The sequence below is a fragment of the Shouchella rhizosphaerae genome (genome assembly GCF_900142675.1).
GTDB classification, from domain to species: Bacteria; Bacillota; Bacilli; order Bacillales; family Bacillaceae_D; genus Shouchella; species Shouchella rhizosphaerae.
Window position 1 is genome coordinate 163,988 of the sequence record NZ_FRBS01000005.1, and the last position, 20,558, is coordinate 184,545.

Genomic DNA, 20,558 nt, shown 5'->3' on the forward strand with positions numbered 1-20,558 from the left:
AACGTTTTATTTTTATAATCGCTTATTAAAAGGATAAACATAGTCAAACGTTTTCCTTAAAAAGATCCTATTATAAAAACGCTTTCAATGTCAAGCGTTTCTTTTTCTGAATAGTGAATACGATACTTGATCTACAAAAAACAACTCACGACTAAAGCGTTTCCCATTAGCTACAGGCATTGGTATACTGGAACAAGAATAATAATTGAGGTGCAGCAAAATGGTGACGTTAAAAGAAATCGCTGAAAAAGCGGGTGTCCACCCTTCTGTAATTTCTAAGGTTGTCAATGGAAAGCCGGTCAGTATTCGAGACGACACACGAAACAGAATTCTAGCGCTATTAAAAGAACTAAACTACCAACCAAATAAAGCCGCCCAAAATTTAAAAAAAGGCTCTAACCGCGCGATTGGTATGGTAGTTCCCGACTTCTTCAACACAGTTTATGCGGAAATTATCCATGGTGCCGAAAATATGGCCGCCCAATTGGAGTACACTCTTTTTGTGTACAGCTTAAAGCAAAAAGAGCTGCAAGACGATTACTTGCCGAGGAGCATCAAACAACAAATTGACGGCATCCTCATTGCCAGCTCTGACATTGACGATTCCGATGTGCTCGCTTTGATGGATGAGCTTCCACTCGTCCTCGTTAACCGTCTTTCAAAAGGCATTGACTCATATGTTGTCGCCGACGATAGTGGTGGCGCCAAGAAGGCTGTGGCTCACTTATTGGAGCTTGGCCACACACAGATTGCCCATATTAGTGGCCCTCTTTATACGGGAACGGGGCTTAACCGTTTTCAAGGGTACCGAGCGGCTTTAAATGAAAAGGATATCCCGTTTCATCCTGCGTTAATGGTGGAGGCTCCGTACAGCCTGGTTGGCGGCTATAACGCCATGAACGAGCTTTTCAAAGCTCCGGTTCAGCCAACAGCTTTATTTGCTTCAAACCTCCTTGTCGCAATTGGGGCATTAAAAGCTTGCAACGAACATAACATTCGCGTCCCAGATGACTTGTCCATTGTCACTTTGCACGATGCCGAAATTGCAGCGATGATGACACCTGCTTTAACGACTGTAAAACTACCTCTTTACGAGATGGGGGAAACCGCAGTTAAGCAGCTAGTCTCCCTTATTGATGGAAATCACAAAAAAGGCACGGTCGTTGAAGGGACTGAGTTGATCAGACGAGGCAGCACAAAAAAATGGAAGCGTTAAAAAAACAGTTACACTCTCTTGTAGCTGTTTTTATTTAAAGGAATTTGTGTAATGGATATTGAGATCTACGGGTCTTATTTACCGATCCATCACAAAACTCGTTTCTGAGGTTTGCTCAGCGCTTAACCAGCCGGATTCTGTTAAACCATGGAGCCAGGCAGGTTCTATCGCGTTCGCTTTTTTAACGGTAGTCTTGCTTATACGCTTGGAATTGGCCTTCTTCTATCAGAAGCTTATGATATGGAAATGCTGTTGCGGCTTTGTCAACTATGAAGCTTGGAGCGCAAGCCGGAATGCCCAGGCATGAAGAAGTAGAGACTTTATTCAAGGAGGCGCTTGAGTGAACTAAATGATTAAACGACCATTGATTCTATAAACAACAGCATGAAAAAGTCATATTTGATAGATGCAGTGAAGATTATGTTTATAAATAGGGAAATCCCGCTAAATAAGATTGATTAGCCATTACAAACGGGTTGGTGATTTTAATGATTTTCTTTGATATTGACGGGACGTTGCTTGATCATGATTATGCAGAACGGGAAGGAATTCTAGCTTTTTTTCGCACTAACAGTAGTTTTTCTTTTACTCCACAGCAATCAATTGAAACATGGAAACAACTTTCTGAAAAATACTTTAATAAGTTTTTAGCAAATGAAATGTCATTTCAAGAACAAAAAAGAGCGCGAATGATTGATCTTTTTAAAAAGGTTGAAATGAATTTGACTGCACAAGAGGCGGATGATCAATTTGAAGTTTATTTGTCTTTATATCAAAAAAACTGGAAGGTGTACCCAGACGTTGTAGAGGTTTTAAATAAATTGAAACAAAGACATTTCCCATTAGGGGTTATAAGTAATGGCGATTACCAACAGCAAGTAAAAAAGCTGCAAAAAATAGGAGTAGAAACTTACTTTGATTGCGTTATTACTTCAAGCGAAGTAGACGCGGCCAAGCCTGAAAAATCGATCTTCCTTGAAGCATGCTCACAGATGAATATCCCTCCTAAAAGTAGTTATTATATAGGAGACCGATTGGAAACGGATGCACTAGGCAGCAATTTGGCTGGAATGACAGGGATATGGTTAAAGCGTAAAAATAGCCAACAATCCCATCCAGAGATTATTACCATAAGTTCTCTTAAGGAATTAGTAAACATCTTGCCTTAATATAATAAGGGATAGTGTTAAAAATATATCTGCTAATATAAAGAAACCTAAGGCAAGGATTGATTGATCTTCGCTTTAGGTCCTTCATGTTTTATCGATGTTTACAGCATGAGTTTTTTAAACAGCTTTTTATTATAAAATTAGCCCACAAGACGCTTCCCCGTCTCGTCCCTTTAATAACCTTTAGTAACATTCCTTTTCCTTGGCACTAACCCTGTAAGGAGTATCGCTGAGTAGGCCCATAACAGCCATGAGGCAAACATGCGATTCATTTCCGGATCTAAGTTTACGAAGATATTAGCAAAAAACAACAACACGACGACATCGAACAACATCCCCGGCAAAGCAATGAAAACAGCGGCTTTTTGGCGTTCCCTCCGCTCCAATTTTTTATAGCGATAAACAGGATAAGTCAGACTCAAAATCAACGGAATCACAACTACATACGCAGCAACCAACAACAGCGGCTGTTCCAGAGAGAAGAAAAACTGTCCGAAAAAACGAAAAACCGCTGTCGCTCCTAACCATACTAAAAAACCCCATACAAGAAAAAACAAACTATATCACATCCTTTGGCAGCGAATGAATGTGAAAAGACTAACGGCTTCCCAATTGTTTAGCCAGCAACCTTTCCAGATAGTCGAACACTTTTTTGCCATCGAAATCTGATCTCATTAAAGACTGTACCGCCAAACCATCTATGAGCGCATTCACGAACACACTGCAGACGTCTGGCGGCATGCCACAACATTCGTCTCCTGCTAATGCTTGAATTTGTTTTTGGAGAACGTCATTCTCATAGGCCAGTAATCCGCCAATTCGCTCACGAATGTTATGATTGTGCAATCCTGCTGCAACCAATGAAAAAAATAACGAGTGATAAGAAGCATCGCTTGAATTCCTTTCATAAGCAGCTTCAAGACCTGCTTTCATCCACTCAATCCCTTGCTGGCCCGTATCCTCTTTCATCTGTTCCAACCTCTCCCAAGAGGTTTTGCACATATCCTCTACCACTTCAATCATAAGCTGCTCTTTCGTTTTAAAATGGTAGTAAACCGTTCCTTGCGTCACTCCCGCTCCCTCTGCAACAGCCTTAAGCGTTAACTGATTGATCCCATTCTCGACAATGCACGTTTTAGCCGATTCAATTAAATCTTGCTTTGTAATTACATTAGGTTCAGCCATTTTCGTTCACCACCACTATTTAGTTAGTTATATGACTAACTAAATGATATATGTAGGCAGCTACCGTGTCAACGATAGCTACAATTAAAAAATGAATCGGTTGATGCCTTGACTGGCATGGATTCGATAGGATTAAACACAACAACCGGAAAGCGATAGAAAAGCCTACTAACCTCTGGGTTTAGCAGGCTCTTTTATCACACACTTTTAGCTCACGTTATGGCTGTCAGCCTTATTTAAAGACAATTTTTTCCGACTATCAAATCGAGCGTTGCTGTAAACGATCCCACCGAGAATAATGAGCACTCCAACCCACTGAGCCCAGCTTATCGCTTCTCCCAGCACTAAAGAAGACATGATAATCACAACCGGCAATTCAGATGACGTTAGAATGGTTCCTAATCCCGGACCGACATGCGGCATACCAATTGAAAAGAGAAGCGGCGGAAGGACAACGCCGAATATGCCCAGTGCGAATCCATAAGGAAGGATCCCCATTAATACATCTAAGTCAAATAAAAACGTTGGTGGAAATACAATAAATACGGTCAATACGCCTCCTGTGCAAAGAAGAGCGCTTTTTAAAACGGGAGGCGTGTCCTTTTCAACCGAACCACTCAAAAAAATGAATGTGGAAAAGGATGATGCTGCAAGCATTCCCCAAAAGCTTCCTTGCCATGATAACGCCAAGTGCTCCTGAAATAGAATATTGGCTGCCAACATGGAGCCAACCAGAAGCAACGCGATGGAAATAAGTTTCCTCTTGGTCGGCTTTTTCTTATGGAATCCCCACTCTAACAAGGCCCCGATCCAAACAAATTGGAACAAAAACACGATCGCTAGAGAAGCGTTTAAAGTTTGCAAGGCTTGGTAATAAAATATTCCTGTTAACCCGAATGGAATACCAGATACGATAAGCTTGAAAAATTGTAGACGTGTCGGTTTTTTCATTTTCGTAAAGAACACTGCAAGCCAAATAAGCACAACCCCGGAGAGATATTGCCCTCCGGTTACTGCTGACACGGTAAAACCTGCTGCATACGCCAATTTAACAAAAGTAGACAATACCCCGTAACTGCAGCCTCCTAAAAAAACAATCAATGCATAGTGCCATAATTTCATCGCGCCAGTTTCCTCCTTTATTGAACGCAAAAAACCACACAATGACCATACGGCCTTTGTGTGGCGAAAATAGAAATTGCTCTCTAGAAAAGTCCACAACTTCCCAAATAGGTTTTAGGTAAATTATTCTGTTCCGTTCATAGTATAGGAGCATCCTTGGAACATTGTCAATTCTTATGTGCGATTTTTAAAATGATATCCTTCATTGGATTATGAGGAGAGTAGCCCAGGAAGTTCCATCCACTTGAAAATTCGACCATTACTGGATTACTCAAATAGCCAGAAACAGGAGAGAACTTCTCAAGTTACGTGCCTCGCCCACACTTTGAGTAACAAAAGCAATCTCCTCCTTCAATAGCTTAAAGCTGCTTTCTATACAATGACCAAGAACTAGGCTATTCTAATACAAAAGAAAAATGATCTTGTACCTTTGGGCGGTCGGCTCCTCATGAACCGGCTGGTGAAGAGATTTTGACTCGCTCCCCGAACCTGGACGCTTATAAAATACGTAAATTGATTACTAATTTTACAGCAGCTCAATAGAAAGCGAGTAAAGCGTAAAGGTATGAAATAAAAGGAAAAATTCAAATCCTGGATGTGGGCATGAACAAAAAAATGAAATCGATTACTCTTTGTGCTTGTTTTCTCGTATTGTTTTAGTCCTTATCAGATAAATTTGTTAAACTGTTAAGGACCATAACTAAGTAAGGAGTTGAAACAGAATGTTTTATGCACCATTATTTGAGAACGATGTACCAGTAGCAATCTCCCGCTAGCGGAGAGATACTGAAAAGCTACTCTCTCCGTGAGGCATAATAAGCCTAAAAAAACGGAGGGTACAAAAAATGAAACATACATTACTAGGGTCTTTGTTTTTGGTGTTAGCTTCAAGCATTTGGGGTGGCATGTACGTTGTAGTGAAAATTTTAGTGGAGGTTATTCCTCCGGTTGAGCTTGTTTGGATGCGCTATGTCATTGCACTTGTAGCGTTAGTTATTTTAGGGTTTGTGACCAAACAAAATTGGTCCATCCGAAAAAAACACTTTAGGATTATCGTGGCTATCGCGCTTGTAGGATACGTGGTTTCCATTATTGCACAAGAAACAGGAACGATGCTTTCAACGGCACAAATGGGAGCGATTATTACAGCTACGACACCCGCTTTTATGGTGTTGTTTGCTAGTGTCATACTAAAGGAGCGATTAACTTTCAAAAAAGCGATGTCTGTAAGCTTGGCTACGTTAGGGGTTATTATTATTGTTGGCGTTGATAACCTCAATGTCTCCAGCACACTTGGTGGCATTTCGTTAGTCATCGCTGCGTTAACATGGGCTTTAATGTCAGTCCTTATCAAATGTTTACCTAGCGACTACTCACAAATTGTTGTCACAACATACGCGACTTTATTAGCCGTTGTTGTGTTAACACCTTACGTGATACCAAGATTGCTTCAATTGGATGTAGCTCAACTCACGAATCCTACGATTTGGGGTGGATTAATCTATTTAGGAGTTATTTCGACTTCACTAGCATTTTTATTATGGAATCGTGGACTACAAATGCTTAATGCCTCTAGTGGAGGTGTGTTCTTTTTCTTTCAGCCCGTGGTTGGAGCCTTATTAGGCTGGCTCATATTAGGAGAGACTATTAACATAACCTTTTGGCTTGGTTCTCTTCTTATAATCATAGGTGTGTTGTTGGTGATCAAAGACAACCAACAAGAAAAACAAACAATGGAAGAAACAAAACGCGCTTAATCATAGGATGAAAAGATATGGCAACATTTAATGATTTTCAATAACTAGACATGAGGGTCAGAGAAATCATTCGGACCGAATCATTTCTAAAGCAAGAAAACCAGCTTACAAGCTTTGGGTTGATTTTGGAGAATAGATAGATGTGAAACAATATAGTGCCCAAATTACAAATTGCTATACCTAGGAAGAGCTTGTCGGCAAACAAGTAGTAGGTATCATCGATTTCCCTCCAATGAAAGTTGCTGATTTTCGATTTTCAGTTAGAAGTCCTAGTTACGGGTTCTTATTCTGAACAAGGGATTGTATTAATTTCACCACAACGCCTTGTAAAGAATGGAGATCGAATAGGATAATAGTAAGGTCCGCCTTCTTTATAGGTGGGCCTTTCTTTAGTGTCGCAATTTTGGAAAAGAAACTTAAGTACTCTTTAGTTGGTCCCCAAAACGGGGAAGAAGTTAAGCCTATGAAGAGCACAAGGTATACTAGACTTCGGCCTTTTTCTTCTTGCCGCTGTTTCTTCTTTTGATTGGTTCTTTGAGAGGGTTGCACCTCTTACATTGGCACGTTCACTTTGGTTTTTTGTTGAATTACTGCTTAACCTTGAAATAATATGATTTGAATGGTCATATAAACATCCCCTTTTACTTTTTAATTATAGGAAAGTCCATTAATGGCTGTCCTAAATTTATTACGCTTCTAAGGTGCCTTAGTACAAGAACAAATCTAATTTTTTTCCTTACTTTTTCTATATAGTTCACTCCAGACTATAAAATCGTTCAAATCTTTTTGTTCTATAAGTGACAGGATTCTAATTGGCTTCCTATGAGAACTTCTCAAACTACGTGTTCTCCCTGCACTTTAAGTAGCAAAAGCAATCACCTTCAATAGCTTAAAGCACCTTTCTATACAATGACAGAGAACTAGTCTATTCTAATACAAAAGAAAAAGAGCTTGCACCTTTGTTCCTCGTGAACCAGCTAGTGAAAACAGGAACAAGAGATTATGACTCGCTCCCGAACCTGAACGCTTTTGAAAAAACACATATACAGCAGCTCAATAGAAAGACCGAGTAACGCGTAAAGGTATGAAATAGAAGGAAAAAAATTCAAAAATCACGGATGTGGTTATCATGAACAAAAAAATGAAATCGATTATTCTTTGGACTTGCTCCCTCGTATTGTTATTAGCCAGTGCCGCTTACTTCAGCACCAAACTATATCCTAGTGACACAATAACTTCGGAGGAGAGGCAGCCAGCAACAGCCGAAACGGAAACAAGAGATTACTATGTCTCACCGCAAGGCAAAGATACGAATCCTGGAACAATGAATGCCCCGTTTGCCAGTATCCAGAAAGCAATCGAATTAGTCAAACCAGGCGGCACTGTGTTTCTTTTGGAAGGAGTCTATCACCAAACGGTGAGCATCAATAAATCAGGATCCCCTGACCAAGGTTATATATCATTGCGCAATGTACAGGGACAAACGGCAATAATAGACGGCAAGGGCGTAAAGCAAATTGAAGATGGCGTCATTCGTATTGACAATGCCAGCTATGTACGTGTCGAAGGCATTAAAATACGCCATTTTTATACATCATCCGCCGATGTCACGCCCGTTGGCATTTATGTGAGCGGTAGCGGCAGAAATATTGAAATGATAGGGAATCGCATCCACGATATGGGAACGAACGCAGATCAGCGAATAGGAGGCGGTAATGCACATGGCATTGCCGTTTACGGTAACTCGGCAACTTCATTGGAACAGCTTGCTATTATCGAAAATGAGTTATATAACCTGAAACTAGGGGCAAGCGAAGCGATGGCGGTGAATGGAAATGTAGCCGGCTTTCGAATTGCGCGGAATATCGTGCACGATAACAACAATATCGGCATCGACGTCATCGGCTTTGAAGGGACCGCGCCGAATCCTTCGCAAGATCAGGCTAGAAATGGTGTAATTGAAGAAAATCATGTATACAATAGTTCCTCTTTTGGCAATCCCGCCTATGGGGAAGATTACTCAGCCGCCGGCATATACGTCGATGGCGGCAAAGCTGTAAAAATTATTGACAATGACGTTCACCACAATGATTTTGGCATTGAACTGGCAAGTGAGCATGCCGGCGGTGCTACTTCAAATGTAGAGGTATCAACGAACCGCATCTATAACAATCATGGAGCAGGCATTACGCTTGGCGGCTATGACGAAGATCGTGGAAGGACGGAAAATTGTATCATTAAAGAAAATGAGTTAACAGAAAATAACGCGAAGCATCTTGGTTATGGTGAAATCAATCTAGCCTTCGACACTAGGAACAATGAATTGCGTAACAACAACATCACTGCAAATGAAGACGGACTAATGATCACAAACGAGTTCACCGAAAATGAAGGAAATAGCGTCGACTTTAATCACTATATTAGTAAAAATCAAGCGTATTGGATATGGAAGGATGAAGAGTTTGATGATTTCGCAGTCTATCAAACAGAGACCGGGAATGACTTGCATTCTGATTTGAACTGAATTTAGAAACTATAAAACAACCCGATAGACGCCTAGAATCCTGCAATGGCTCCTTCATGCACCAACTAGAATCACACCAACTATACGTGTGCCACGAATCGTAATGGCCAACACCAACGGAGCGAGCAGGCGTTGGTGCTGGCCTGGAAGTGAAATAATAGGAATTTCATTTAATCACCCTTCTTTATGTGGAAATAAACGATTATAAGCGGCTAGACAAAGGGGATAATGGTCAACTACCCATTGACTCCTTTTGTCATGCTCATTGTTCAAATCGAAGAAGCACCTTTCTTTCGCTTGTCCTGTTGGGTCATTTATCTTAACAAACTGCTCCGCTATTGCTGCGAAAAATAACTGATAACTTGATGGGTAAGGATAAGGGTAACCATCTTGTCTACTACCTAATAACGTAATCTTTTCATACCCTATTAAAGTTTCCGAACTTATATAAGCTCCCGCCTCTTCTAATACCTCTCTTCTTAAAGCTTCGACTATCGTTTCACCTTCTTCCATATGTCCTCCTGGAATTTCCCAGCCTCTATTCTCTAACCTCGTTAGTACTAACCGTTCTTCAAAAAATAATAGACAATGGACTGCGGTGACTAAATGAGTTGCTGGTGGAACATTTGATAACACCATTTGAATGATATTTGGACAAGGTAAACTTTTATTGTTTAGTTGTTCCTGTATAATCATTTTCGTCTCCTTTATTCGTATATTTAACGCGCTAGATTCATCATCCACTCATCAAGCCTTTTAATTTTATGTAGGACAGTAATGCGTGGGAAATTTCAATAATCGCCTAAAGGTACAAGCAGGATTATAGAATTTTCTAACGAATAAGTACCCCAATTTGATTTTAGAATCGGCAATGGCGATCAGCGACAAAGAATTGGAAGTAACTAGAAAGGAGTAGAATATATTGAACAAAGAAAAGAATCATGCGGATGTGATTGGGTACTGCAGCATGCGAGTTCCAGTTACAAATTTGAAAAAATCAGTCACTTTTATTGTACTGTCTTGGGCTATGAATTGGTTTCAACAGATTATTCGTTTGGAGAAGCACATATTGCATTGAAAAACAGAAATGGTCCAGGTATTTTTTTGATGGAAACTAAACCTGAAGATGTCACACAATTGAAGTTTGTCTTTCCTCATTCATTCTTTATCACAAGCAGCACCGGACATGTGACGATGGTTGAGATATTAACGAATGACTTGCTTGCGTTGCATGAACGGATTAAACAAGCTGGAACCCCTATTGATAAAGAACCTATATTTACTAATGATTTCGGTTATTTCACCTTTTATGACCCGGACGGGCACTATATTCGCGCGGTTGAAGAAAGGGGCGTCTATTTCGACTTGAAACAACGAATGAGTTCAACACTCAAACGGGATTTGACTGAGCATGAGAATCAGTTGCTATGGGGGCTATGTGAAAAAGCTAGTGTCGAGCAGCAAAAGTTTCTCAGCTCCATCATCTCAGAAATTCAAGGTTCTTAAGCAGGCGTCGTAAAACAAACAGGCATGCATTCGGAACCGGGCGAAGGCCAAGAGAAAATACCCAATCAAGGTCTTCTATTCATCGCTCAATTTGACCAGATGCCAACTGTGCAGCTGCCCACTCCACTATCTCTGATGCTCGATTAGCGGAAACAGAAGTCAATATTGTTTTGACATAACTATGTCTCCTTCTCCAATAGCTGATAATAAATTTCATTATTCTGATGGATTACTTGGGACTAATAACAGTGTTAGCATCCGGAAATGCTTTCACACGAGTTTTTGGCTCACTTTCTCCTTTGTTCCATTGAAAAAATTCTCGAAAGTATAATGGGACACCTTGAGTTTTAGAAAAGTCCAAACTATCCATTGCTTGTATATGGATATGAGGTTGAGTTGAATTTCCAGAATTCCCGCAATTAGCGAGATATTCCCCTTCTGAAATATTCTGCCCTTCTTCCACTACAATTGAATCTAACTGTAGATGAACAATTGCAATATATAAATCAGAATTATCTGGAGCAATTATTACGTAATTTCCAGCTATTGCTTCCGGGCCTTTACGAATTCTATCGGCTTGAGTCAACATATATGGTAACAATGTAAGTAGTGAGCGCCGTGCTTCATGATCAGGTTCGCCATTATGAATGCTTACTACTTTTCCAGAAACAGGTGAGATAACTGGCTTACCAAATGCATAGAAGATTTCAGGAGACTCGGATCCCAAAAGTGTATTCCAACTTCTTGATGAACTTGTTCGATTCTGGTCATCAACTGCAATAAAGTCAATTGCGTAACCTACCCCAAACATATCTGTGCCATGACTCGGTATTCGTTGTGCCGGAGTATTGCCCACCATCCATTTCCCAGTAAAAGGAAGAGATCCAGTTATACCGGGACCATTATCATGTTTTGATATAGTTGCTTCCTTGTTATACATACCATCACCCTCCCTATATCGCAGAATCAAAAGTACTAAAATTCTTTTTTAATAGACTTATTATTTTACTCATCCTCTTTATGATTACGTTTGCTCTTACTAAAAAATTATAAACTCAATAATAATATACCAATAATTAAAATATTTAGCCATCGTGTTCCAACCATCAGCAAGAAAATCAAGTGATGCTATAGGTGCACCATAAGGACAGATACAAGAGCTAAATTAATATAACCCAAGAACAGACAATTATAATAGAATTGATTTTAAACCAAGTTGAACTTGTAATTGATATCTTATAAACAAGTCTTCGCCAAACAAAGGTAATAGTGAAGAACGACAACAATTGGAAGGATCAGTATGGATATCACAGTTTCGATCATGAAAAAATGTCTACTGCCTCAGGGAATGATTGTGCAGTCCAGCCATGCTTTCAAGTTTGTCAGCAATACAGCATACGGGTACAAAGTTAGCTTTATTTGATTTTATGTATTGGTTTAATCATTTGTTAATTTACTGGTCTCTTAACTACTTAACACCGGGGGTTGGCATCTTATGAAACTGTCTAATTCTGTGTTGATACCATAATACTTCTCCATCGTATGGTAAAAGACTTTGAAGAAAAGACCCTAGAACGAATCAACAACACCCCCCAAAAAAGAGCGCCAGCCGACGCTCTTAGTATCCTTACATCCCTACTCTTCCTACCGCCCTTCAATCCACTCCATGCTTTCCTGTTGCGCTTCCTCCAAGGCTTGTTCTACCGACATCGTGCCGGTTAAGGCGCCTTCGGTTTTTGCTTGCAAAATGTAGCGTGGCTGGGAGGAGGCCCATGGATAGCGGGGTGTGACGGCGTTGGTCATCGCTTCGAGGACGGGTTCCATTAGCTCCATCTCCTGGATGCTTTCCCATTCGGCTGCCTGTTTGATGACAGGGGTAGCCCCCCATTCTTCCCATAGAAAGCGCTGGAAGTATTCGCTTGCGCTGAACTTAATAAATTCCCAAGCTAGGTCTTTGTTTTTGCTCGTTTTTCCGATTGCGAGCGGGCTGCCGGAAAACATGCCGCCGACGCCGTTTTCATTTTTAAAGTTTTGCACAATCGGGAAGCGGTCTTGCAAACTTTGAGCGTAAATGGTTTTTAAGTTGCCGTTTCCTTGGTTGATGCCAATGGCGATATTGTTGCTAGGCGTCAGCCACCGCTCATTGCCTTGGCCGTTAATAAAGCTTTTTGGCATGTAGTCGGCGAGCTCAACCATCGCTTTGAGCGCCTGTTTCATTTCGGGCGAGTCGAAGTGCAGCTCAATGTCTTCCCAGCGTTGGCCTGTGCCCCATTCGCCGCCAAAGCCTTCCATAAGATTGGCGAGCGTTAAAGCAGTGTCGTTTGTGCCGGGAAAGTAAATGCCGTAGTTTTGTTCACCTGTGACTGGATTTTCGCCTGTCATTTGCTTCGCTTTGTCGATCACTTCTTCCACTGTCGGGTAATCGGAGAGTGGCTCGACGCCCCATTGTTCAAACAATAGCTTGTCGTATTGGATGAAACGGCCGTCCCCAAGTACTGGCAGGGAGTAAATTTGTGGTGTGTCATCGTCTGGACCGAATACTTTCCAGCCTTCGACCAAGTTGTCGTTATAGACGCCTAAATCAAAATCGTCGTCTTCTTCAATGAATGGTTCGAGTGGTTCTACCAAACCTTGGGCGGCAAAATCGTTGACGCCTGGCATTTGGTAGACGTCGGCCTGGCTCCCGGCAATCATTGCTTGTGTATTGGCGACATAGTTGCTCCATGGCATCATGATGAATTCAATCGTAACGCCTGGATGAAGCCGTTCAAATTCTGCTTTTGCAGCATGGAAACCGGTCGCTTTTTGGCCTGTAATCGGATCTGTTGTATCTTGCATCTTAAAATCGCCAATCATCGCGACGGTCAAGTCTGCGTTTTCACTCGGGGCATTTTCTGTTTCCGTTTGCGGCGCACAACTGGCGAGCATCACCAACGAACAGGCTGCCACATGTGTAATCAATCGCTTCATTTTTGCAGTCCCCCTATTCTTTTAAGCCACTAAGGGCAATGCTTTGGATAATATAGCGCTGCAAGCAAACAAATACGATAATAATAGGCACAACGCTCATCGTAGCCAGCGCCATCGTCATCCCCGCCAATGCCGTTCCGTTCTCTAACGAAAAGCTGGCGAGAAAGAGGGGAATCGTCTGGAGTTGTTCCGAATTTAAGACAACGAGCGGCCACACAAATTCATTCCAGTTGCCCATAAATGACAAGATGAGGAGTGTCGCTGTAATCGGGCCGGCCAGCGGCGCGTAAATTTGAAAAAATGTTCTGAATTCACTAGCGCCGTCAATCGACGCGGCTTCCCGCAAACTGTCAGGAATTTGGTCAAAAAATTGTTTGGTAAGAAACACGCCTAGGCCATACAAAATTGAAGGCAAAATGACTGGCCAAAATGTATCGAGCAAGCCAACATGATTAAACATCGAATACAGCGGGATAAGCCGCGCTTCAATGGGCACCATCATCGTCGCAAGCACAACAATAAACAACAGCTTTTTCCCTTTAAAGCGCCCTTTTGAAAAGGCATAGCCCCCTAATAACGCGGCTGACACTTGTAAAACGACAGAACCAAACGTCACCAATCCTGAATTAAGATAAGCACGGAAAATGCGGCCATTTTCAAATACCAATTCATAGTTAAAGATCGAAAACAAATCAGGAATGAAGCTTGGCGGGAACGGAACTTGAATATTGGCCATTCGGTCAAAGCTAATGCTCACCATCCATACAAAAGGAGCGATGACGAGCAGCGCGCAAACAAAAAGAAAGACATAGATCACGATTTGAGCAACACGCCGGTTTGTTTGTTGGCTTTGGGCCAATTTCATCCCCTCCTATAGTTTCAAGCGCGTCAGCTTGAGGTTCAGTACTGTAAATGCAAGAATGATGAGAAACAGCAATACCGTGATGGCAGAGGCAATGCCAAATTCAAACCCGCCAAAGCCCCGCTCATAAATGAGGGCGACCATTGTCTGCAAGGAACGGCTGGGGCTGCCCCCTGGACCGCCAAGGACAAACACTTCTTGGAACCGCTGTAACCCAGAAATCCAGCCCATAATAAACAGAAAAGCGAACGTGCCTGCCATGTTCGGAATCGTGATAAACAGCCATTGTTGCAAACTGGAGGCGCCGTCGATTTCAGCAGCTTCATACAATTCCGGTGAAATCGCCTGCAAATTGGCCAAACAAATAATAATGACAAAGCCGAGCCAATGCCAAACAGCCAGCAAAATGACGCCTGCTTTTGAAGTTGATGGATCAGATAGCCATGGGGAAGTTGGCAAGCCGAACATGTCTAAGAAATGGTTAATGAGGCCGACTTCCGGTTGGAGCACAAACATAAAAATCATCGCAGCAGCAACGATTGACGTGACATTGGGCAAGAAAAACAACACTTTAAACATGCTTTGAAATCGTTTAATGCGATTGATCATGCAGGCGAGGACAAACCCGGCTGGAATCGCTAGCAGCAGCTGAAAAAAAGCAATATAAAACGTATTGTAGACCGCATTCCAAAATGCACTTGAACTTAAAACACGTTGATAATTGCCTAAACCGATCCATGTCTCGATCGTCCCGTTTGAGCGGTAAAAACTCAAACGGAACGATTCAAACACGGGATAAAGAATAAAACAAGCAATTCCCAATAACGTTGGCAACAAAAACAAATACCATGTGAGCGTTGATTTTGCGGCTTTATTTCGGCGTGTCTGTAGTTGGACACTCTCCCCCATTTTCGCTTTCATCCATTTCTGGCCCCCTTTTCTTTGAATTAGAAAATCCGCCGTTGCCAACCGTTTCGTTTTGCAATCGCTTCAGCAAAGAAATAATCACCATAAATGAGAGAGACGTTTATGTCGCGGCCTTGTGGGGCATTACCTGTTGCCTTCGTCAAGATCGCCTCGCTCTCGTCACTCGCCAAATAGTGGGTGCTCAGCGATTGCAATATCTTTTCTGCCGCCCGCCGGTACATTCGTTTTTCTCGCTGTGGCACTTGTGCTTCGATTTCAAGTAAGCCAGAAGCGGCGATGGCTGCGGCGGAACTGTCACGTGGCTCCTCTTCTTCCCCGCCACAGCGAAAATCCCAGTACGGCACATTGTCTTCTGGCAGTGCTGCAAGAAAAAAGTGGGCAATTCGTTTAGCTGCATGCAAATAGGCGCGCTTCCCTGTGTGGCGACAGGCGTTGGCAAAGCCATACAACGCCCAGGCGTTCCCCCGGCTCCATGCTGAGTCAGGTCCGTATCCTTGGCCGCCAATGGACTCGATAAATTCCCCTGTATGGGAGTTAAAAGAAAGGATATGGCTTGTGCTGCCATCGTCGCGGACGCCCCATTGCAACGTTGTATTAGCGTGTGCTGAGGCGATCTGTCCGTAGCTCGGATCATTGGTGACGCGGCTGGCCCAATAAAGCAAAGAAATGTTCATCATGCAGTCAATAATGGCCCAGCCTTTTTTGTCGTCACCATTCCACGCTTTAATAAAACCGCCAATTGGATTGAACCGCCCTGCCAAATAATTTGCTGCCTTCAAGCCGATTCGGAGCCCGTCTTCGCTTCCCGTCTGTTCGTACTCCATCACCGCCGTCAATAAAAATTGAAAGCCCACATCGTGGTGCAAGATGATTGGATGTTCTTGGAATGCTTCCTCGATTTTCCGTGACCAACCTTCTGCTTGATTTTTAAAGAAAGCATTGCCTGTCACATCATGCATCAGCCAAAGCAAACCAGGGTAAAAGCCAGAAGTCCACCAGCTAACAGGCATATCGTCGTACCGCCCGCTGCTATCTGATGCATGTGGTGAACGATTCTCCATTTGCTTGGCCATCCTTGTGATGCGTTGTTCCAATTCATCGATGGCGATGATGTGTTGTACTGTTTCCATTTGACTCCCTCCTTTTGATACACATGATAGCGCTTCCACCAATGAAAAAATCATGATACAATGGAAAGAAATATTGTTTTGTTGCACAAAAGGAGTGCGGCAGCGATGACAAAAAAGCCGTTGTTCCAGCAATGTCCCCAAAGCTCCGAAGCGCTTGATTGGCATCATAAGAAGCTGTTTTATCCGACTGATTACAATGGCTATTACCATTGGCACCAAGGTTGTGAATTGCTCATTGTATTTGACGGAGCCGGCAGCGTCGTTGTGAACCAGCAAATGTCGCCAATCAAAAAAGGCATGCTTTTTTTCTTCCAGCCCTTTCAATTGCACCATGTTGCGCCTGCTTCGGCTGCTCCATATGAACGGGCAACGCTACATTTCGATCCATTGCATGCCGAAAAGCGCCTAACAGCTTATCCGGCGATGGCCCAATTTTTCCGTCAATTGAAAAACGGCTACAACCAAGATCCGTTTATTGATTTTTCTGAAGACTACTTTTACATTCGCTCTTTATGCGACATGCATGACAAAATGGCTGAAGCAGCTTCGATCAACGAACGGGCTGAACGGGAAGAGTTGCTCTTGATTCAACTGCTCAGTTACATGCAGCATCAGCTAAAGGGACGGCCTCCTACAAAGAAGCTCCGCCACATTCATTACGCCGAACGGATTATGGGCTGGATTGAAGACCATTTAACGGAACCATTTAATCTGTCGCTACTGGCACAGGACTTGTATTTGTCCAAGTCGTATGTTTCTAAAGTGTTTCGCCGTGAGACGGGAAGTAGCATTACCGACTATTTAACAGCGCGGCGCATGAAAGAAGCGTGCCACCTTTTGCAAACGACGAGCTTGCCTATCGACGAAATTAGCCAGCGTATCGGTTTAACGAATGTCTCGTATTTCATCCAAATGTTCAAGCGCAAAACCAATGCAACGCCGCACCAATACCGCTTGTCTATGAATACAGACAACAACCACGTATAAGTAAGAATCGAAAATCCCCAACAATAGATCAGCTAAACCTACCCATGAAGACTACACTGTTTGTAAGCGCAAACAAAAGGAGAGGGTTTAATGGATCAAGTGCGGATCGGTGTGATTGGCGTTGGCAATATGGGTAGCGCCCACGCTGCTTACTTAGTAGAGGGAAGCATAAAAGGCGCATGTCTTGGCGCATTATTGGAAGAAGATGGAGAGCGAGCCAGTGCCGTGCAACAACATTTTGGCGACAACGTGCCTGTATTTACAAATGAAAGCGATTTCTTTCACGCCAATGTCGTTGATGCCGTCCTGATTGCCACGCCACACTACAGCCACTCACGCCTTGCTGAGCAAGCCTTTGCCGCAGGCCTGCACGTCCTGTGCGAGAAGCCTGCCGGCGTATACACGCGCCAAGTACGAGAAATGAATGAAGCGGCTCAAAAAAGCGGACGTGTGTATTCTTTAATGTACAATCAACGGACAAAGCCGATTTATCTAAAGCTTAAAGATTTGATCCAATCGGGCGAACTAGGGACGATTCGGCGAATGAACTGGATCATTACCGATTGGTACCGCTCCCAAAGCTATTATGACTCAAGCAGTTGGCGCGCCACCTGGCCAGGCGAGGGCGGCGGCGTCCTCATCAACCAGTGCCCACACCAATTAGATTTATGGGGCTGGCTGATTGGCATGGAACCTAACCGAATCCGTGCTTTTTGCTCATTTGGAAAATACCGCGATATTGAAGTGGAGGATGAAGTGACCGCTTATATGGAGTACGAAAGCGGTGCGACCGGTGTGTTTATTACGACAACAGCAGAAGCTCCAGGGACCAACCGCCTTGAAGTGACTGGCACAAAAGGAAAAGCGGTTATTGAAGGCGAAACGCTGTCTTTTTGGCAGTTGCGGACGCCAGAGCCCGTGTTTAATGCATCCTATAAAGGTGGTTTTGGCGCTCCAGAACATTGGAAAATTGATATCCCTGTCGCTGGCGCCGAAACGGGGCACCAAGGCATTACCCAAAATTTTGTCGATGCGATTTTACATGGCGTTCCACTAATCGCCCCAGGCGAGGAAGGCATTCAAGGCCTGACGTTATCCAATGCCATGCATTTATCAACGTGGATCGACAATTGGGTCGAACTCCCATTAAATGAAGCCCTTTATGAGCAAAACTTAAACGAACGAATCCGCAACTCTCCAGGAAAAACGGTCACAACCAATCAAACGTTGGATGTACGAAAAAGCTACTGAGGAGGAAAACGATGAACAAGCAAAATGGGATGAATTATGCGCCAAAAGGAAAACCAAACAAAGTCGTCAATAAAGACGAATTTCGCTTTTCTGCAATCGGGCTTGACCATGGACATATATACGGTATGTGCAATGGCTTGCTTGAGGCGGGGGCAACGCTTGTGTCTGTGTACGACCCTGATCCTAAAAAAGTCGCTGCTTTTGTTGACACCTATCCAAATGTGCAAGTGGCTGGTAGCGTTGCCGATATTCTTAGCGATGAAACAATCGCTTTAGTTGCCGCGGCAGCGATCCCATCTGAGCGGGCCGCCCTTGGCATTCAAGTAATGGAAAGCGGTAAAGACTATTTTACAGACAAAACGCCGTTTACATCGCTTGAGCAGCTTGAACAGGCAAAAGCAACCGTTGAGCGGACTAAACAAAAATACATGGTTTATTACAGCGAGCGCTTGCATGTCGAATCGGCAGTATTTGCAGGCGATTTAATCCAGCAAGGAGCGATTGGCCGCGTTTTGCAAGTAACCGGGTTTGGACCGCATCGGCTTAACGCCCCAAGCCGTCCAAAATGGTTTTTCCAAAAAGAGAAGTATGGCGGCATTCTTTGCGACATCGGCAGCCATCAGATCGAGCAATTCCTGTATTTTTCCGGGGCCCGCGACGCGACGGTGCTTCACAGCAAAGTCGCCAATTATGCCAATCCTGATTACCCTGAACTTGAGGATTACGGCGATGCGACGCTCGTCGGTGACAATGGCGCGACGCACTTTTTTAAAGTAGATTGGCACACGCCAGACGGGTTAAGCACATGGGGAGATGGGCGGACGTTTATTACAGGGACAGAGGGGACAATCGAACTGCGCAAGTATGTCGATGTCGCTCGTGACAATGGTGGCGACCATCTCTATCTGGTTAACAAAGATGGTGAACAGCATTTTGCTTTATCGGGGAAAGTCGGGTTTCCGTTTTTTGGCGAATTGATTTTGGATTGCCTAAACCGGACGGAACACGCGATGACGCAAGCCCATGCTTTTAAAGCAGCGGAGCTGTGCTTACGCGCCCAAGCACAAGCTGAGCGTATGATGCCATCGGAGCAAACAACATGAGCGGCGCACTTGTGCAAACGCCAACATTGAATTTCAACTACAAAGAAGACCATAAAAATGAACGGACGCTTTCCTTTCACTCTCACGAACAAGCAGAAATCTTTTATTTTCATGAAGGCAAATGCACGTACTTAATTGGCGATCAAATTTTTTCCCTTGCCCCTGGCGATATCATTTTAATGAATGGCTTGACACTTCATTGCCCAAAGCTGTATCACGGCCATCCTTATGTCCGCTCAACGATTCACTTTGACCACCGTTTTTTTCAGGAGGTGTTTCAAGCATTGGGTGACGACCACGCCCTTTTGCCATTCGCCCAAGTGAAGCCAGTGCGCCTCTCTTTTACTGGGGGCAGCCGCCAGCAATTGGAACAGCATCTAGCCCAGTTACATGATAGCCAAAAGCGGGGCGGCCCTATGGCTGCGCCCCGCTTCCAGTTAGCTTTTATGGATCTGCTTCTTTATCTTTGCTCCTATTGGGGCACGTCACAGAACGAGCTCCCTAAGGGGGAAATGAGCCAAAAAGAAAAGACCGTCCAAGCGGTCGTCTCCTTTATCGAAAGCCATTATCATGAACATCTCGGCCTTGAAACGATAGAAGAGGCACTTCACGTTAGCAAATACCATCTGTCGAAAGTGTTCAAAGAAATGACAGGCGTAACGATTTTTAAATATTTGTATCAGCGGCGAGTCAACCAAGCGAAAATTGAACTTCTCGTAAGCGACGCCAGCATTACTGATATTTGCTACCAAGTTGGCTTTCATTATCCATCCCATTTTACAAAAGTGTTTAAACAATTCACAGGCATCACGCCTGCTCAATACAAGCGCCAAAGCATGTCTGGCTAAG

Annotated in this window: 18 protein-coding genes; 9 read left to right on the forward strand and 9 right to left on the reverse strand. The window is 43.3% G+C overall.

The features are described from left to right. Positions 1–205: 205 nt before the first annotated feature. A complete protein-coding gene (locus BUC05_RS14965) occupies positions 206–1,216 on the forward strand; it encodes a LacI family DNA-binding transcriptional regulator (RefSeq protein WP_302466545.1) in 1,011 nt (336 codons plus the stop codon). A gap of 488 nt (positions 1,217–1,704) precedes the next feature. Beyond that, positions 1,705–2,385 carry an HAD family hydrolase gene (locus BUC05_RS14970; RefSeq protein WP_073305232.1) on the forward strand — a complete coding sequence of 227 codons (681 nt, stop codon included), beginning with the start codon at positions 1,705–1,707 and terminating at the stop codon, positions 2,383–2,385. A 173-nt stretch (positions 2,386–2,558) separates the two neighbouring features. On the opposite strand, the gene BUC05_RS14975 is transcribed toward BUC05_RS14970, so the two are convergent. The 3 genes from BUC05_RS14975 to BUC05_RS14985 all read right to left on the reverse strand — a co-directional run bounded on the left by BUC05_RS14975 (position 2,559) and on the right by BUC05_RS14985 (position 4,692). After that, positions 2,559–2,942, reverse strand: coding sequence for a DUF5367 domain-containing protein (locus BUC05_RS14975; protein WP_073305234.1), 384 nt, complete (start codon positions 2,940–2,942; stop codon positions 2,559–2,561). A gap of 40 nt (positions 2,943–2,982) precedes the next feature. Next, positions 2,983–3,570, reverse strand: a complete 588-nt coding sequence (locus tag BUC05_RS14980; protein WP_073305236.1) for a TetR/AcrR family transcriptional regulator — start codon at positions 3,568–3,570, stop codon at positions 2,983–2,985. A gap of 207 nt (positions 3,571–3,777) precedes the next feature. Continuing rightward, a complete protein-coding gene (locus BUC05_RS14985) occupies positions 3,778–4,692 on the reverse strand; it encodes an EamA family transporter (RefSeq protein WP_073305238.1) in 915 nt (304 codons plus the stop codon). Between the two features lie 845 nt (positions 4,693–5,537). Between BUC05_RS14985 and BUC05_RS14990 the strand changes: the two genes are divergently transcribed. Both BUC05_RS14990 and BUC05_RS15000 read left to right on the forward strand, forming a co-directional pair. Continuing rightward, positions 5,538–6,449, forward strand: a complete 912-nt coding sequence (locus BUC05_RS14990; protein WP_073305240.1) for a DMT family transporter — start codon at positions 5,538–5,540, stop codon at positions 6,447–6,449. 1,129 nt (positions 6,450–7,578) lie between these two features. Then, the gene (locus BUC05_RS15000; protein WP_244153318.1) at positions 7,579–8,973 is read left to right on the forward strand and encodes a DUF1565 domain-containing protein; all 1,395 of its coding nucleotides are present in this window, start codon (positions 7,579–7,581) and stop codon (positions 8,971–8,973) included. A gap of 174 nt (positions 8,974–9,147) precedes the next feature. Here BUC05_RS15000 and BUC05_RS15005 read toward each other — a convergent pair whose 3' ends face one another. Continuing rightward, positions 9,148–9,669: an NUDIX hydrolase gene (locus BUC05_RS15005; RefSeq protein ID WP_073305244.1), complete on the reverse strand. Its 522-nt coding sequence runs from the start codon at positions 9,667–9,669 to the stop codon at positions 9,148–9,150. A gap of 300 nt (positions 9,670–9,969) precedes the next feature. On the opposite strand from BUC05_RS15005, the gene BUC05_RS15010 reads away from it, so the two are divergent. Next, positions 9,970–10,479 carry a VOC family protein gene (locus tag BUC05_RS15010; RefSeq protein ID WP_279626606.1) on the forward strand — a complete coding sequence of 170 codons (510 nt, stop codon included), beginning with the start codon at positions 9,970–9,972 and terminating at the stop codon, positions 10,477–10,479. 229 nt (positions 10,480–10,708) lie between these two features. On the opposite strand, the gene BUC05_RS15015 is transcribed toward BUC05_RS15010, so the two are convergent. The 5 genes from BUC05_RS15015 to BUC05_RS15035 all read right to left on the reverse strand — a co-directional run bounded on the left by BUC05_RS15015 (position 10,709) and on the right by BUC05_RS15035 (position 16,368). Beyond that, on the reverse strand, positions 10,709–11,419 hold the full coding sequence (locus tag BUC05_RS15015) for a M23 family metallopeptidase (protein ID WP_051881165.1): 711 nt from the start codon (positions 11,417–11,419) through the stop codon (positions 10,709–10,711). Positions 11,420–12,123: 704 nt separating this feature from the next. Continuing rightward, positions 12,124–13,449 (reverse strand): ABC transporter substrate-binding protein, encoded by a 1,326-nt coding sequence (locus tag BUC05_RS15020; protein WP_073305248.1) that lies wholly within the window; start codon positions 13,447–13,449, stop codon positions 12,124–12,126. A gap of 13 nt (positions 13,450–13,462) precedes the next feature. Then, positions 13,463–14,308 carry a carbohydrate ABC transporter permease gene (locus BUC05_RS15025; RefSeq protein WP_082111861.1) on the reverse strand — a complete coding sequence of 282 codons (846 nt, stop codon included), beginning with the start codon at positions 14,306–14,308 and terminating at the stop codon, positions 13,463–13,465. Between the two features lie 12 nt (positions 14,309–14,320). Continuing rightward, the gene (locus BUC05_RS15030) at positions 14,321–15,232 is read right to left on the reverse strand and encodes a carbohydrate ABC transporter permease (RefSeq protein WP_035202964.1); all 912 of its coding nucleotides are present in this window, start codon (positions 15,230–15,232) and stop codon (positions 14,321–14,323) included. Positions 15,233–15,258: 26 nt separating this feature from the next. Then, positions 15,259–16,368 (reverse strand): glycoside hydrolase family 88 protein, encoded by a 1,110-nt coding sequence (locus tag BUC05_RS15035; RefSeq protein ID WP_063608709.1) that lies wholly within the window; start codon positions 16,366–16,368, stop codon positions 15,259–15,261. Between the two features lie 105 nt (positions 16,369–16,473). On the opposite strand from BUC05_RS15035, the gene BUC05_RS15040 reads away from it, so the two are divergent. From BUC05_RS15040 to BUC05_RS15055, 4 genes are all read left to right on the forward strand, one after another. Then, positions 16,474–17,355: an AraC family transcriptional regulator gene (locus tag BUC05_RS15040; protein WP_011248116.1), complete on the forward strand. Its 882-nt coding sequence runs from the start codon at positions 16,474–16,476 to the stop codon at positions 17,353–17,355. 90 nt (positions 17,356–17,445) lie between these two features. Then, entirely contained in the window at positions 17,446–18,606 is a 1,161-nt protein-coding gene (locus BUC05_RS15045; RefSeq protein ID WP_011248117.1) for a Gfo/Idh/MocA family protein, read from the forward strand. Between the two features lie 11 nt (positions 18,607–18,617). After that, positions 18,618–19,709, forward strand: a complete 1,092-nt coding sequence (locus BUC05_RS15050; protein ID WP_011248118.1) for a Gfo/Idh/MocA family protein — start codon at positions 18,618–18,620, stop codon at positions 19,707–19,709. Then, on the forward strand, positions 19,706–20,557 hold the full coding sequence (locus BUC05_RS15055) for a helix-turn-helix domain-containing protein (RefSeq protein ID WP_035202968.1): 852 nt from the start codon (positions 19,706–19,708) through the stop codon (positions 20,555–20,557). The genes BUC05_RS15050 and BUC05_RS15055 overlap by 4 nt, the downstream gene beginning before the upstream one ends. Position 20,558 lies beyond the last annotated feature (1 nt).

Bases quoted from the DNA above. Each gene is read 5' to 3' on its own strand.
- BUC05_RS14970 (WP_073305232.1), top strand. From the start codon at position 1,705: ATGATTTTCTTTGATATTGACGGGACGTTGCTTGATCATGATTATGCA.
- BUC05_RS14980 (WP_073305236.1), bottom strand. From the start codon at position 3,570: ATGGCTGAACCTAATGTAATTACAAAGCAAGATTTAATTGAATCGGCT.
- BUC05_RS14985 (WP_073305238.1), bottom strand. From the start codon at position 4,692: ATGAAATTATGGCACTATGCATTGATTGTTTTTTTAGGAGGCTGCAGT.
- BUC05_RS14990 (WP_073305240.1), top strand. From the start codon at position 5,538: ATGAAACATACATTACTAGGGTCTTTGTTTTTGGTGTTAGCTTCAAGC.
- BUC05_RS15000 (WP_244153318.1), top strand. From the start codon at position 7,579: ATGAACAAAAAAATGAAATCGATTATTCTTTGGACTTGCTCCCTCGTA.
- BUC05_RS15005 (WP_073305244.1), bottom strand. From the start codon at position 9,669: ATGATTATACAGGAACAACTAAACAATAAAAGTTTACCTTGTCCAAAT.
- BUC05_RS15015 (WP_051881165.1), bottom strand. From the start codon at position 11,419: ATGTATAACAAGGAAGCAACTATATCAAAACATGATAATGGTCCCGGT.
- BUC05_RS15020 (WP_073305248.1), bottom strand. From the start codon at position 13,449: ATGAAGCGATTGATTACACATGTGGCAGCCTGTTCGTTGGTGATGCTC.
- BUC05_RS15030 (WP_035202964.1), bottom strand. From the start codon at position 15,232: ATGAAAGCGAAAATGGGGGAGAGTGTCCAACTACAGACACGCCGAAAT.
- BUC05_RS15035 (WP_063608709.1), bottom strand. From the start codon at position 16,368: ATGGAAACAGTACAACACATCATCGCCATCGATGAATTGGAACAACGC.
- BUC05_RS15040 (WP_011248116.1), top strand. From the start codon at position 16,474: ATGACAAAAAAGCCGTTGTTCCAGCAATGTCCCCAAAGCTCCGAAGCG.
- BUC05_RS15045 (WP_011248117.1), top strand. From the start codon at position 17,446: ATGGATCAAGTGCGGATCGGTGTGATTGGCGTTGGCAATATGGGTAGC.
- BUC05_RS15050 (WP_011248118.1), top strand. From the start codon at position 18,618: ATGAACAAGCAAAATGGGATGAATTATGCGCCAAAAGGAAAACCAAAC.
- BUC05_RS15055 (WP_035202968.1), top strand. From the start codon at position 19,706: ATGAGCGGCGCACTTGTGCAAACGCCAACATTGAATTTCAACTACAAA.